A 14,428-nucleotide genomic window follows, 5' to 3' on the forward strand; every position below is an offset into this window, starting at 1 on the left:
TTGGGGCGAAGAGGAGGACGACGCCGTGTTCAAGAACGCGATCGAAAAAGCCGTGGTCGATGTGCTCGACACCGGGTCCAAGCTGCAGGCGCCGGCCGTACGCCGCTATGTCGAGTTCCTGCGTGAGCGTCATCCCGGGGAGAGTCCGGCGCAGATCGTGGCACGGCTGGAGAAGCAGTACCTGCTCGCCGTCACCGGCAGCGGTGCCGCGGTCGGCGCCACCGCGGCGGTGCCCGGAATCGGCACGATCGCCGCGCTCGGGGCCGTCAGCGCGGAGACCGTGTTCTTCATGGAGGCGTCGGCCCTGTTCACCCTGGCCCAGGCGGCGGTGCACGGCATCGAGCCGGAGAACAAGGAAGCCCGGCGCGCGCTGGTGCTCGCCGTCGTGCTCGGCGACGCCGGAATGGCGATCGTGCAGAAGGGGCTGGGCAGCCAGTCCAAGAATTGGGCCGGTCAGCTCGCTACCAAGGTCCCCGGCCTCGGCGGGATCAACAGCAAACTGCTGCAGCAGTTCATGAAGCGGTTCATCACCAAGCGGGTCGCGCTGATGGCGGGCAAGGTGCTGCCCGCCGGCATCGGCGCCGCGATCGGTGGCGCGGGCAACCGGGCGCTGGGCAAGGTCACCATCGAGAACGCGCACAAGGCTTTCGGGCCCGCGCCCGCGATGTGGCCCACCCCGCTGCACAACGTGATCGACGCCGATCCGCTGCCCGCGATCGGCACCGGCAAGGTGACCGAGAAGTGAGCAAGGGCCGCAGCGGTGACGCCGTGCTGGTGCGTGGCGTCGGCAAACAGTTCGGTCCGGTGAGCGCGGTCCACGAGATCGACTTCGCCGTGCCCGCGGGTTCCGTGACCGCGCTCGTCGGGCCCGCGGGCGCGGGCAAGTCGACAGTGCTACGGATGGTGCTGGGGCTACAGCAGCCGACCACGGGCAGTATCGAGGGCGGCGGCCGTGGGCCCGCCGCGGTCGGGGCGGTGCTGAGTCCGCGCGGACTGCATCCGGCCCGCACCGTGCGCGATCAGCTGTGGAGCTACGTGCCGGTCGCGGGCGCGTCGCGGCGCCGGGTCGCCTCGGTGCTCGAGGAAACCGGACTCACTGCCGTCGCCGAAACTGTTGTGGCCCAGCTACATCCGGTCCAGCAGACGCGTGTGGCCCTGGCGATGGCATTACTCGCCGATCCCCCGCTGCTCGTGCTCGACGATCTGTACGCGGGCGCGAACGGCATCGAACGCGGCTGGCTGCACGATCTGCTGCGCCGCCACGTGACCCGCGGCGGCACCGTGCTGGTGAGTTCGGACGCCCTGGCCGATGTGGTGCCGAGCGCCGATCAACTCGTGGTGCTCAGCGAGGGCACTGTCGTCTGGCAGGGCACACCGGCCAAGCTCCGCCGCGGCCATCCCGACCGGCTCGTTGTCGCCGCGTCCCCGTCCATCGCGCTGGCGACCGCGCTGGCCGGGCGCGGATTCACCGACGCGGTGATGCGGCCCGACGGACGCCTGGCCGTGGCCGAGGCGAGCGAGGCGACCATCCGCTCGATCGCCGAGCTCGCGCAGGTCCGGATCGGCAGCATCGTCGCCGACCCCATCCACCCCGATCGGGTGCTCGCCTCGCTGACCAAACCGCGCCGCCACCGGCACACCGTGCCCGCGCCGAATCCCGCCGCGTACGCCCCGGCGCCGACCACGTATGGGATGCCCCGATGACCACCTCCGTGATCCCCGCCGATCTCGTTCCCGGTATCGACACCGAGGCGCGCAAGGTCGTCGCGCTGCGCCAGACCCGGCTGCTGCTGGCCGCGCCGGTGGCGCTGGCGCTGGTCGGGACGCTGATCACCGCGATCATGTCGGGACCCGTCGATCCGAAGGGCCAGCCCGAGACCGGTGCCGCCACGATCGGTCTCTACCTCGGGATGATCGCGGTCTTCGTGGTCGCCGCGCTGGTCGGCATCGCCTCGACCGGCGGCGAGTACCGGCACAAGACCATGGCGCTGACCGTGCTGTTCGCGCCCGATCGCGACCGGCTGGTCACCGCGAAATACGTCGCAACCGCCGCGTTCGCGTTCGCGCTCGCGCTGGTCGCCGAACTGGTGAGCTTGCTGGTGCTGCTGGTCGCGGCGCGCGGGAAGTTCGAACTCGGCTGGCAGCTGATCGAGGTGCTCGCCGCCGGGCTGCTCGTGGCCATGTGCTGGGCGGTGCTCGGCGCGGGCGTCGGGCTGCTGCTGCGCACGTTCAGCGGGGCCGTGTGGCTGGTGCTCGGCTGGGCCTTCGCGCTCGAACCGCTGATCTGGCTGGTGGCCAAGGGTTTCGGCGCGGGCGGATTCGCCGCGCTGCTGCCCGTCTCGGCCACCGTCGCCGGGGTGAGCGCGGGCTCCTTCGACGAGGCCGAGGTCTTCGCGCCGACGCCGGCGGCACTGGTGGTGCTGGTGCTGTGGACCGCAGCGGTCGGCGTCGTGGGGTGGTGGGACCTGCGCAACCGAGACCTGTAGTGCCCGCCACCGCGGGTTCGTCCGGGTGGATCCGCAGGCTGTGGCGCCTGTGCCTGGACCATCCCCGGCTGCTGGCGGGCATCGTGGTCTCGGTGCTGGCCGGTGCCGCCGTCGCGATCGCCGCACCGCTGGCCACCAAACGCGCGGTCGACGCCGCCCAGGTGGGCGACACCTCGGTGATCGGCGGTGCCGCAGCCCTGCTCGCCGTGCTGGCCGTGACCAGGTTCGTGGTCACTTTCGCGCGCAGGCTCTGGGCGGGCAAGCTGTCGCTGGAAGTGCAGCACAGCCTTCGGATTTCGCTGCTCGCCGCCCTGCAGCGCCTCGACGGCGCGGGCCAGGACGCGATTCGCACCGGGCAGGTGGTGTCGCGGTCGATCACCGATCTCCAGCTCGTGCAGGGGCTGCTGGCGATGGTGCCGTGGTCGGGGCTGGCGGTATTGCAGTTCGTGCTGTCGGCGGTGGTGATGGTGTGGTTGAGTCCACCGCTGGCACTGGCCGCCCTGCTGGTGGCGCCCGCCATGGCGGTGATCGTGTTGCGGATGCGGCCCCGGCTCTACGCGGCCACCTGGTCGGCCCAGCAGCGCGCGGCCGACCTCGCCGAACACGTCGAGCAGACGGTGACCGGTGTCCGGGTGGTGAAGGGCTTCGGGCAGGAGTCCCGGATGGTCGACATCCTCGAGGGGCACGGTCGTCTGCTGTTCGCGGAGCGGATGCGCGCCGCGCGGATCAATGCCAGGTTCGCGCCAGTGGTGTCGGCGCTGCCGCAGGCCGGGCTGGTCGCGGTGATCATCGTCGGCGGGGTGCTCGCCTCGCACGGCGCGATCGGCATCGGCACCTTCCTGGCGTTCACCGCCTATCTCGCCACGATGACGTCCTCGGCCCGCACGATCACCTCGGTGCTGATCATGGCCCAGCTCACCAGAGCCGCCGTTGACCGGGTCTTCGAGGTGATCGACGCGGCGCCGGTCCTCGTCGATCCCGACGACCCCACCGAACTGCCGCCGGGACCACTCGGGATCGAATTCGATGCCGTCAGTTTCGGTTTCGAGGCAGGCCAACCGGTCTTGCAGGAACTCGATCTCACCGTGCGCCCCGGCGAGACGGTCGCGGTGATCGGCCCGGCGGGCTCGGGCAAGTCCACGCTCTCGCTGCTGCTGCCACGTTTCTACGCGCCCGACGCGGGCCGGATCAATCTCGTCGGCACCGACGGCACCAGGGTCGACCTGGCCGATCTGCGCGCCGACGAGCTGCGCGGCGCGGTCGGTGTCGTCTTCGACGATCCGTTCCTGTTCTCCGACACCATCGCCGCCAATATCGCGCTCGGCAGGCCCGATGCCACCGACGCCGAGATCACCGCCGCCGCGACGGCCGCCGCCGCGGACGAGTTCATCGCCGCACTGCCGGAGGGCTACGACACCGTCATCGGCGAACGCGGGCTGACCCTGTCGGGTGGACAACGTCAGCGCATCGCCCTGGCCAGGGTGCTGCTCACCCGGCCCCGCGTGCTGGTGCTCGACGACGCCACCTCCGCGGTCGACGCCGTCACCGAGGCCGAGATCTTCCGCAGGCTGCCCGATCCGGGCGGGCGGACCACGCTGATCCTGGCGCACCGCGAATCGACCCTGGCCCAGGCCGACCGCGTCATCCGGCTGCCCGCACCCACCGGATCGGTGGTGCCGACGGCGCCCGCGATGAAAGAGCGCCTCGGCGACTCCGGCACACCGCGGTCGATGTCGTCGGCGTCGAACGACCTCAGCGCGACACCGGAACTGCGTGCCGCGGTCGACGCCCTGCCACCGGCCACCGAAGACCCCGCACTGCCCGGCGACCTGCGCGCACCCCAACCCGACTTCGGGCTCCGCGCGCTGCTGCGCCCGGTTCGCGGGCTGGTGTGTGTGGTCGTGGCACTGCTCATCGTCGAGGCGCTGCTCGGCATCGCCTTCCCGCCGCTGGTCCGCTATGCCATCGACACCGGTGTCACCGCGGGCGACGACACCGCGCTCGTCGTCTCGGCGGTGATCGGGATCGGTCTGGTGCTGGCCGGCTTGGTGGTCGGCGCCGCGGTCACCGTGCTCACCGCGCGCACGGGCGAGCGAGTGCTGTTCGGGCTGCGGGTGCGCAGTTACGCCCAGTTGCAACGGCTCGGCCTCGACTTCTACGAACATGAACTGTCCGGCCGCATCATGACCAGGATGACCACCGACGTCGACGCGCTGTCGACGTTCCTGCAGACCGGGGTCGCGACCGGGCTGGTCGCGGTGATCACCCTGATCGGCGTCACCATCGGGCTGTTCTTCATCGATGCCGGGCTGGCCCTGGTGGTGCTGGTCGCCGTGGCGCCGATGCTGCTGGCCACCCTGGCCTTCCGTCGGGTGTCCTCGGTGGCCTACACCGTCTCGCGCGAACGGGTCTCGGCGGTCAATGCCGGATTCCAGGAGAACATCGCGGGCCTGCGCGCCGTGCAGGCCGCCCGCAACGAGCCGGCCGCCGCGCGCCGCTTCGCCGAATACTCCCACCGCTACCGCGATGCCAGGATCCGGGCCCAGCGCGCGATCGCGGCCTACTTCTCCTTCGGCCTGGCCTGGGCCGATCTGGCCCTGGCCGTCGTGGTCTATCTGGGCGCCAATGCCGTCGCCGACGGGCGCACGACCACCGGAACGCTCGTCGCCTTCGTGCTCTATCTGGGTCTGTTGTTCAGTCCCATCCAGGATCTGTCCCAGGTCTTCGACGGTTATCAGCAGGCCAGAGTCGGTCTGCGGCGCATCGGCGAACTGCTGCGCACCACGTCGTCGATCGCCGCCGACCCGCCCGACGCGATTCCCGTCGACCGGCTGCACGGCGAGATCGTCTTCGACGATGTCGGATTCCGCTACCCCGGCGCGAGCGCGCCCGCCCTCGACGGCGTGAGCTTCACCGTCCCGCCTGGCGCGACCCTGGCACTCGTCGGCCCGACCGGCGCGGGCAAATCGACGATCGTGAAGCTGCTGGCCCGCCTCTACGACCTCCCACCCGAGCCGGCGGCGGGCGCGATCCGGGTCGACGGCGTCGATCTTCGTAAATTTGTGCTCACCGACTTCCGGAAGCGGCTGGGAATCGTGCCACAAGAAGTTCACTTGTTCACCGGCGACGTGGCGAGCAACATTGCATTCGGGCAAACATTTGCCACATCAGTGGACATCGCGATCGCGGCCGACAAAGTCGGCGCGACGGAAATGATCGACGGTTTACCCAGGAAAATGCACCACCCGGTGGGTGAACGCGGACGTGGACTGTCGGCCGGGCAACGCCAGCTGATCGCCCTGGCCAGGGCCGAACTGGTCGATCCCGACCTGCTCCTGCTCGACGAGGCCACCTCCACACTCGACCCGGAAACCGAGGCATCGGTGCTGGTAGCGAGCCGATCGCTGGCTCGAGGCCGGACCACCGTCGTGGTCGCGCACCGGCTCGCGACAGCGGCGCGCGCCGATCTGGTCGCGGTGGTCGAGCACGGCCGTATCGTGGAATTCGGCGCGCCGGAGGACCTACTCGCCAGTAAGGGTCATTACTCCCGACTCTGGGCGGCGGGCACAGAGGCAGAGGGCATAGTGTCGACCCAAGACCGGTAGCGACGCCTGTCAACCGCTGGGCATATGCTCGGTGAGGGCGCATCGGCAGCCATCCGCTGATTCCCCTGCCGGGCACGTCACAAACGTCGCAGCGCGAAGAACGAAATGAGGCGAACACCAGCTGTGAGCAGCTCAACTTCCCAGTTCGGACAGAACCAGTGGCTAGTCGACGAGATGTATCAGAAGTTCAAACAGGACCCGTCCTCGGTCGACGCGAGTTGGCACGAGTTCCTCGCGGATTACACGCCGGAAGCAACCGAATCCGGTAACAGTCAGGCACCGGTCGCCTCCTCCGCTCCTTCAGCAGCCGCGGCACCCAAGGCGGCAGCTGCTCAGGCCCCGGCTCCCAAAGCCGTGGTAGCGACGGCACCGCCGAAGCCCGCCGCGGCTCCGGCTCCGGCCCCCGCTCCGGCTCCGGCTCCGGCCGCCAAGACCGTGCGCGCACCGCAGACCACACCTGCACCGGTGTCCAACGCACCGGCCACCGCCGCGCCGAAGGCTGCTGCCGCGGGCCCGGAGAACAAGGTGCTGCGCGGCCCCGCCGCCGCCATCGCCAAGAACATGTCGGCCTCGCTGACGATCCCCACCGCGACCTCGGTGCGTGCCATCCCGGCCAAGCTGATGATCGACAACCGCCTGGTGATCAACAACCACCTCGCGCGCACCCGCGGCGGCAAGATCTCGTTCACCCACCTGCTGGGTTACGCGATCGTGCAGGCGATCAAGGCGTTCCCGAACATGAACCGGCACTTCGCCGAGATCGACGGCAAGCCGAACTCGGTCACCCCGGCCCACACCAACCTGGGCCTGGCGATCGACCTCGCGGGCAAGGACGGCAACCGATCGCTGGTCGTCGCCGCCATCAAGGAAACCGAGGAATTCAGCTTCGGTCAGTTCCACGCGGCCTACGAGGACATCGTGCGCCGCGCACGCGAGGGCAAGCTCGGTGCCGACGACTTCGCCGGCGTCACCATCTCGCTGACCAACCCCGGCACCATCGGCACCGTCCACTCGGTGCCGCGCCTCATGCCGGGCCAGGGCGCGATCATCGGTGCCGGTGCGATGGAGTACCCCGCCGAGTTCCAGGGCATGAGCGACGAGCGGATCGCCGATATCGGCGTCGGCAAGCTGATGACGCTGACCTCGACCTACGATCACCGCATCATCCAGGGTGCCGAGTCGGGCGATTTCCTGCGCACGATCCACAACCTGCTGATCTCCGACGAGTTCTACGACGAGATCTTCCACGGCCTCGGTGTGCCGTACGAGCCGATCCGCTGGCGCAAGGACATCAGCGCGCGCGGTGTCGACAAGAGCGCCCGCGTGCTCGAGATGATCGCGGCCTACCGCAACCGCGGCCACCTGATGGCCGACACCGATCCGCTGCGCCTGGTCAAGGACAAGTTCCGCAGCCACCCCGACCTCGACGTCACCGAGCACGGCCTCACCCTGTGGGACCTGGACCGCACCTTCGACGTGGGCGGTTTCCACGGCCAGGACCGGATGAAGCTGCGCGATGTGCTGTCGATCCTGCGTGACGCGTACTGCCGCCACGTCGGTGTGGAGTACACCCACATCCTCGAGACCGATCAGCTCAAGTGGATGCAGGAGCGGGTCGAGCAGAAGCACGTCAAGCCGACCGTCGCGCAGCAGAAGTACATCCTGAACCGGCTCAACGCGGCCGAGGCGTTCGAGACCTTCCTGCAGACCAAGTACGTCGGCCAGAAGCGCTTCTCGCTCGAGGGCGCCGAAGCCGTGATCCCGATGATGGACGCCACCATCGACCAGTGCGCCGAGTACGGGATGGACGAAGTCATCATCGGCATGCCGCACCGCGGTCGCCTCAACGTGCTGGCCAACATCGTCGGCAAGCCGTACTCGAAGATCTTCACCGAGTTCGAGGGCAACATGAACCCGGCGGCCACCCACGGCTCCGGCGACGTGAAGTACCACCTCGGTGCGCACGGCCAGTACCTGCAGATGTTCGGCGACAACGAGATCGAGGTCTCGCTCACCGCCAACCCCTCGCACCTCGAGGCGGTCGACCCGGTGCTCGAGGGTCTGGTGCGCGCCAAGCAGGACCTGCTCGACAAGGGCGACGGCCCCGACGGCTTCTCGGTGATGCCGCTGATGCTGCACGGTGACGCCGCGTTCGCCGGTCAGGGCGTGGTCGCCGAGACGCTGAACCTGTCGGGTCTGCGTGGTTACCGCGTCGGCGGCACCATCCACATCGTGGTGAACAACCAGATCGGCTTCACCACGGCGCCGGAGAACAGCCGCTCCACCGAGTACTCCACCGACATCGCGAAGTTCATCGGCGCGCCGATCTTCCACGTCAACGGTGACGACCCGGAAGCCTGCGACTGGGTGGCTCGCCTCGCGGTCGACTTCCGCCAGAAGTTCCGCAAGGACGTCGTCATCGACCTCGTCTGCTACCGCCGCCGTGGGCACAACGAGGGCGACGATCCCTCGATGACCCAGCCGGAGATGTACGACATCATCGACACCAAGCGTTCGGTGCGTAAGGCCTACACCGAATCGCTGATCGGCCGTGGTGACATCTCCATGAAAGAGGCCGAGGACGCGCTGCGCGACTACCAGGGTCAGCTGGAGCGCGTGTTCAACGAGGTCCGCGAGCTGGAGAAGTACATTCCGGAGCCGTCGGAGTCGGTCGAGGACGACCAGAAGGTGCCCGCCACCGTGGTCACCGCGGTCGACAAGTCGGTGCTGCAACGCATCGGCGACGCGTTCCTGAACACTCCCGACGGTTTCAACGTGCACCCGCGCGTGAAGCCGGTGCTGGAGAAGCGTCGCGAGATGGCCTACGAGGGCAAGGTCGACTGGGCCTTCGCCGAACTGCTCGCCTTCGGTTCGCTGATCGACCAGGGCCACGATGTGCGCCTGACCGGTCAGGACTCGCGTCGCGGCACGTTCACCCAGCGCCACTCGGTCATCATCGACCGGATCAACGCCAACGAGTACACCCCGCTGCACAACATCGGCTCGGAGAAGCCGGGTTGGTTCGCGGTGCACGACTCGGCGCTGAGCGAGTACGCCGCCGTCGGTTTCGAATACGGCTACTCCCTGGGCAATCCCAACGCACTGGTGTTGTGGGAAGCGCAGTTCGGTGACTTCGTCAACGGCGCGCAGTCGATCATCGACGAGTTCATCTCCTCCGGTGAGGCCAAGTGGGGCCAGCTCTCCGACGTGGTGCTGCTGCTGCCGCACGGCCACGAGGGTCAGGGTCCCGACCACACCTCCGGTCGCATCGAGCGGTTCCTGCAGCTGTGTGCTGAGGGCTCGATGACCGTGGCGGTGCCGTCCACGCCGGCGAACTACTTCCACCTGCTGCGTCGCCACGCGCTCGACGGGATCCGTCGTCCGCTGATCGTCTTCACCCCGAAGTCGATGCTGCGCAACAAGGCTGTGGTGTCCGACGTCAAGGACTTCACCGAGTCGAAGTTCCGTTCGGTGTTCGACGAGCCCACCTACGAACAGGGCATCGGCGACACCACCAAGGTCAAGCGCATCCTGCTGACCTCGGGCAAGCTCTACTACGAGCTCGCCGCGGAGAAGGCCAAGCACAAGCGCGAAGACGTGGCCATCGTCCGGGTCGAACAGCTCTACCCGATCCCGACGTACCGCCTCAACGAGGCACTGGCCAAGTACCCCAACGCGACCGACATCGCCTGGGTCCAGGAAGAACCGGCCAACCAGGGCGCCTGGCCCTTCTTCGGCCTCAACCTCCCCGAGGTGCTGCCCGAGCGTCTCGGCCGCCTGCGCCGCATCTCGCGTCGCGCCATGTCGGCCCCGTCCTCGGGTTCGTCGAAGGTGCACGCCGTGGAACAGGCCGAGATCATCGGCGAGGCTTTCGAGCCGACCACGTAAGTTCTTCTCGCAGCACGACCGACGCCGGGTGGATCATCGCGATCCACCCGGCGTTCGCCGTTTCCGGGCGAGACGTGGGTCACAGAGTTCTCTTATCCGGGCGGCACCTGCGCCTTAGTGAACCCCGGTAGTGTCCGACGAAATCCCCAAGGGGCCCGAAGGGCCCCGCTCGAGCGCGCCAGCGCTCCAAAAACACAGCAGGAGCGTGTGATGGCGAACGGGCGAAATGGATACCTGCTGATGGGCGGGATCGCGTCGGTGGGGGCGGGCGCCGTGCATTTCATGGCGGCCGGGATGCACACCGAGCACGCCACGCTGGCGCGGCTGATGGTGGTGCTCGCCGCGGTCCAGTGCGCGACCGGGCTGGCGGTACTGCTGAGCGAGCGCAAGCTCGTGGTGACCTCGATGCTCGCGGTGAACGCTTTCGCGGCCGCGATGTGGGTGTTCACGCGGTTCGCCGATGTGCCGTGGATCGCCGGATTGACCGCGGAGTCACCGCAGGTGGCCGACACCATCTGCGCGGCTTTGGGCGCGCTGGCCGCTGTCGCCGGGGGAATCGGCCTGCTGCGGCCCACCGCCACCGTGCCGCCGATGCGGTCGGGGATCGCGGCGGCCGCGGTGGGTGTGCTCGCGCTGGCGGCGATGCTCAACGGTGTCGGACATGTCCACAGTCACGGCGACACCGGCGATCACGCGCATGCCGCGGGCGAGGAGCACGCACACGGCGAGGACCACGGCACCGATCCGGCCTGGCCGCGTCCCTGGGATCCGACCGAACCCATCGACCTGTCGGGCGTCTCCGGCGTGAACGCCGATCAGCAGGCGCGCGCGACCGACCTGGTTCGCCGCACCCTCGACGGCCTACCCGCCTTCGCGGACGTGAATTCCGTTGGCGCCCTCGGCTTCCGCTCGATCGGCGACTCGGCGACCGGTTACGAGCACTACATCAATATGGGCTACATCCGCGACAGCAACTTCCTCGATCCCGCCCACCCGGAATCGCTGGTCTATCGGGTCGACGGCACCGACCGCACTCTCGTCTCGGCCATGTACATCGCCAACGGCAAGAAAATCGACGACCCGTCCCTGGTGGACTTCGGCGGTTCCCTGATGCAGTGGCACGTCCACGACAACCTCTGCTGGAAGGCGGGCGACAACGGTCCCGTGGTCGCCGGGGTCCTCGACGCCCAGGGCAACTGCCCGCCCAACTCCATCAACCCCGGCTCGGGCAACCCGATGGTCCACGTCTGGATCGCCCCGCATCAGTGCGGTCCGTTCGCGGCACTCGAAGGCCATGGCGCGGGACAGGCTTCCGCTGATGGCCGCCGCACCGATACCTGCGGGCACGGCGACCACAGCGGCGGTCACCGCTAGCCCCTTTCGATGCTCAGCTCGGCTCTACCCAGCGACGCAGGGCATCGATCGTGGTCTCCGGAGAAGTGTTGAAGCAGAACCGAATTCCCGGGGACAGCTCGCCCGCGACATTGATCAGCCGCTCGAAGAGCAGGGTGTGCTCGGGAGCCATCCGCACCCCCGCGCCGATCATCGCGGCCCGAAAGGCGCCGCCCGCCATACACTCACGCAACTTCGTCTCCGCCGCATCGGGATCGGCGGGTAACTGGCAGGAGACGAGGTCGAATCCAGCGGCGCGCAAAGCGGATTCGCCTGCCTCGATGCGGGCGGTCAGCGTGGCTTCGTCGAGGTTCGGGTAGTTGGAGTAGTCGACGGCGCTGGGATGCAGACCGATCGAGAGCACGGTCTGGGATGAATTGTGCGCTGGCACTGGATTGTCCGATCTGATCAGATAAACGGCGACGGATACGCCCGCGAGCAGGATAGCGAGCAGTGCGCCCGCTTTCACCGCGCATACTCTCACCACGGGGCGGTGCCCGTTCTGTCGAAGAATCCGCCGGTCGGGCCATCCTGCTCGATCGAGGCCATGGCGACGACAGCGTCGGTCCCTTCGGCCACGGTCTGAAAGCCGCTGTTGCCGTTGAGATCGGTGGCCGTGTAGCCGGGATCCACCGCGTTGACCCGGATGTCGGGCAGGCCGCTGGCGTACATGGTGGTGAGCATGTTCAGCGCGGCTTTGGTGGTGGGATAGCCGAGCGCGGGCGGCAGCAGACCCTGCCATTTCGGGTCGGTGATCACCGCGATCGAACCGACCCCGCTCGAGACCATCACGATGCGTGGATGGTCGGACAGGCGCAGCAGCGGCAGAAAGGCGTTGGTCACGCGGATCGGCCCGAAGACGTTGGTCTCGAACACTTCTCGTAGATCGTCGGGGCGGGTGTCGGCCGGTGCGGTGCGCGGGCCGCCGATACCCGCGTTGTTGATCAGCACGTCGAGACGGCCTGCCGCCGCCTTCACCGTGCCCGCGGCCGCGGCGACGGAATCGTCGGAAGTCACTTCCAGCGCCACGAACCGCACATCGAGCCCGTCGGCGACGAGTTCGGCTGCCGCCGCCTCCCCGCGGGCCGTGTCGCGCGCTCCGAGAAACACCTGCCAGCCCTTGCTCGCCAGCCTGCGAACGGTTTCGCGTCCGAGTCCCTTGTTGGCCCCGGTGACCAGGGCAATCGTTGTTGTCATCGGTCCAGATTCCCGCCGATGCGGCGCGGCCTCCAGTGCCGGCTCGGCATAGGACTCGCGGTACCACCCCCGCGCACCCGGCCTGGGGCACCATGGGAGAGGTGGACCGAGCGGAATTGGCGACGGTACTGCGCACCGCGCGTTCTCGGCTGAGCCCCGCCGACGCGGGACTGCCGAGCGGATCACGCAGGCAGGTGCCCGGATTGCGGCGCGAGGAGGTGGCGAGCCTGGCCGGGGCTAACATGTGATTAGTGGCCCCCTACCGTTCGGGAGTGATTGCTATGACAAAACCGCAGGTAGCGGCCGGTAATGGTCTGGAGTTGGACATCTACGCGCGGGTGTCGCGGGTGGGTGACGAGCGGCAACGGTCCACTGGCGGGCAGGTCGATGACTGCACAGTGCGGGTCCAGGATCTGAACGCGGCGGTCGGGGATGTGCACGTCGATGACGGGCGGTCGGCGTGGGACCCGAACGTGAAACGGCCCTCGTGGGATCGGCTGATGGCACGCCTCGAGGCCGGGGAGACCGGCGGGGTGGTGGTGTTCGACATGGCCCGGTTCTCCCGCCGCCCGATCGAGGGTGAGCGGTTGATCGTGGCCGCTGAACGAGGCTTGGTCGTGCTCGACAGCGAGGGCGAATACGACCTCGAAACAGCCAACGGCCGCAAGACTTTCCGTGACCAGCTCAACGCGGCAGCCTACGAATCGGACCGCTTGTCCTCGCGGGTCAAACGCGGCAAACGCGTGAAAGTGGCACGCGGAGAATCGAACCACTCGCACCGCCCGTTCGGGTACGAGAAAGACGGGATCACCGTCCGCGAGTCCGAAGCCGCGATCGTGGTCGAGGTGGTGGCCCGGGTGCTGGACAAGCACGCCCAGAACCAGACCAAAACGCAAGCGGGAGAGCCCAACACCAAAGAGGACGCGATCGGATACAAGTCGATCGCGGTGGACCTGAACCGGCGCGGTATCAAGACCCGCACCGGCGACGCCTGGAGCGGGGAAAAGGTCAAACGGTTGGTGCTGAACCCGCGCTATGCCGGATACGTCACCCACCACGGGGAAATCGTCACCGCGATGGTCGGGGCGAATCCGTTGATCACCCCGCAGCAGTGGGAGCGGTTGTGCGTGTTGCGCGACACCACCCGGGTAGGGCGGCCTCCGACAGCGGAGTATGTGTGTTCGGGGCTGGTGCATTGCGGGTTGTGCGGGCGGGGTTTGACCGGTCGCAAGCAGTACGGGGGCAACTACCCCGATGGGGAAATGCGCCGCCGCTACTACTGCCAGAAACGCCAGACCGGGGGTGGGTGCAACCGGATCTCGGTCGATGTGCGGACGTTGGATCGGGAGGTGGGTGCGCTGGTGGTGGCGATCTTGTCCGATCCCCGCCACGCCGACGCGCTCGCCGCCGCCGCCGGTGATCTGGCGCGGCGGCGTCGCCCGATCGCGGACGCGTTGGCCGAAGCGCGCGAGACCGCGACGGTGATGTCGGCGCGGTTGGGCAACGGCGAGATCAGCCTGGAACGCTACGACACGGTGATAGCCGGAGTCGATGCCCGCATCACCAAACTCAACGCCGAATTGGACGCTCTCGACGCCGAATACGACATCGACGACTCGGTGACGGCGCGGACCGAGTCCGTACAGGCATGGAAGACGCATTGGGCGGACGCGGGCACCGCCGACAAACGCGCCATGATCAAACGCGCGCTGCGCGGCAAGCGCCTCGAGATCGCCCCGGCCCCCCACGCGGGACCGGTCTTCGACCCGTCCCGTATCCGCATCGTGGACAAGAACCCGACACCGCCCGGCACCGGCACGGGGGTACAGGACGGCCCCGGTGCCCGCGTCGTGGGTGACG

At 68.4% G+C, this 14,428-nt stretch carries 10 protein-coding genes; 8 read left to right on the plus strand and 2 right to left on the minus strand.

From position 1 onward, the window contains the following. Positions 1–25: 25 nt before the first annotated feature. From ACFWPK_RS17760 to ACFWPK_RS17785, 6 genes are all read left to right on the plus strand, one after another. Positions 26–745 carry a hypothetical protein gene (locus tag ACFWPK_RS17760; protein WP_378917023.1) on the plus strand — a complete coding sequence of 240 codons (720 nt, stop codon included), beginning with the start codon at positions 26–28 and terminating at the stop codon, positions 743–745. Then, positions 742–1,704, plus strand: coding sequence for an ATP-binding cassette domain-containing protein (locus ACFWPK_RS17765; protein ID WP_378916970.1), 963 nt, complete (start codon positions 742–744; stop codon positions 1,702–1,704). The genes ACFWPK_RS17760 and ACFWPK_RS17765 overlap by 4 nt, the downstream gene beginning before the upstream one ends. Continuing rightward, positions 1,701–2,486 carry an ABC transporter permease subunit gene (locus tag ACFWPK_RS17770; RefSeq protein WP_378916973.1) on the plus strand — a complete coding sequence of 262 codons (786 nt, stop codon included), beginning with the start codon at positions 1,701–1,703 and terminating at the stop codon, positions 2,484–2,486. The genes ACFWPK_RS17765 and ACFWPK_RS17770 overlap by 4 nt, the downstream gene beginning before the upstream one ends. After that, positions 2,486–6,091 carry an ABC transporter ATP-binding protein gene (locus ACFWPK_RS17775; RefSeq protein ID WP_378916975.1) on the plus strand — a complete coding sequence of 1,202 codons (3,606 nt, stop codon included), beginning with the start codon at positions 2,486–2,488 and terminating at the stop codon, positions 6,089–6,091. The genes ACFWPK_RS17770 and ACFWPK_RS17775 overlap by 1 nt, the downstream gene beginning before the upstream one ends. A 105-nt stretch (positions 6,092–6,196) precedes the next feature. Next, positions 6,197–9,979, plus strand: a complete 3,783-nt coding sequence (locus ACFWPK_RS17780) for a multifunctional oxoglutarate decarboxylase/oxoglutarate dehydrogenase thiamine pyrophosphate-binding subunit/dihydrolipoyllysine-residue succinyltransferase subunit (protein WP_378916978.1) — start codon at positions 6,197–6,199, stop codon at positions 9,977–9,979. Positions 9,980–10,189: 210 nt separating this feature from the next. Continuing rightward, positions 10,190–11,353: a hypothetical protein gene (locus tag ACFWPK_RS17785; RefSeq protein ID WP_378916981.1), complete on the plus strand. Its 1,164-nt coding sequence runs from the start codon at positions 10,190–10,192 to the stop codon at positions 11,351–11,353. Positions 11,354–11,366: 13 nt separating this feature from the next. Here the strand turns inward: ACFWPK_RS17785 and ACFWPK_RS17790 are convergent, their stop codons facing one another. Both ACFWPK_RS17790 and ACFWPK_RS17795 read right to left on the minus strand, forming a co-directional pair. Further along, the gene (locus ACFWPK_RS17790; protein ID WP_378916983.1) at positions 11,367–11,840 is read right to left on the minus strand and encodes a hypothetical protein; all 474 of its coding nucleotides are present in this window, start codon (positions 11,838–11,840) and stop codon (positions 11,367–11,369) included. Between the two features lie 11 nt (positions 11,841–11,851). Then, entirely contained in the window at positions 11,852–12,568 is a 717-nt protein-coding gene (locus tag ACFWPK_RS17795; protein ID WP_378916986.1) for an SDR family oxidoreductase, read from the minus strand. A 101-nt stretch (positions 12,569–12,669) separates the two neighbouring features. On the opposite strand from ACFWPK_RS17795, the gene ACFWPK_RS17800 reads away from it, so the two are divergent. Beyond that, positions 12,670–12,816, plus strand: a complete 147-nt coding sequence (locus ACFWPK_RS17800) for a hypothetical protein (RefSeq protein ID WP_378916987.1) — start codon at positions 12,670–12,672, stop codon at positions 12,814–12,816. Between the two features lie 33 nt (positions 12,817–12,849). Further along, a partial coding sequence (locus tag ACFWPK_RS17805; protein WP_378916990.1) for a recombinase family protein occupies positions 12,850–14,428 on the plus strand: 1,579 nt, incomplete at its 3' end.

Source organism: Nocardia sp. NPDC058519 (genome assembly GCF_042719755.1).
Taxonomy (GTDB): domain Bacteria; phylum Actinomycetota; class Actinomycetes; order Mycobacteriales; family Mycobacteriaceae; genus Nocardia.

Coding starts and splice junctions, on each gene's coding strand:
- ACFWPK_RS17770 (WP_378916973.1), top strand. CDS start 1,701: ATGACCACCTCCGTGATCCCCGCCGATCTCGTTCCCGGTATCGACACC.
- ACFWPK_RS17780 (WP_378916978.1), top strand. CDS start 6,197: ATGAGGCGAACACCAGCTGTGAGCAGCTCAACTTCCCAGTTCGGACAG.
- ACFWPK_RS17785 (WP_378916981.1), top strand. CDS start 10,190: ATGGCGAACGGGCGAAATGGATACCTGCTGATGGGCGGGATCGCGTCG.
- ACFWPK_RS17795 (WP_378916986.1), bottom strand. CDS start 12,568: ATGACAACAACGATTGCCCTGGTCACCGGGGCCAACAAGGGACTCGGA.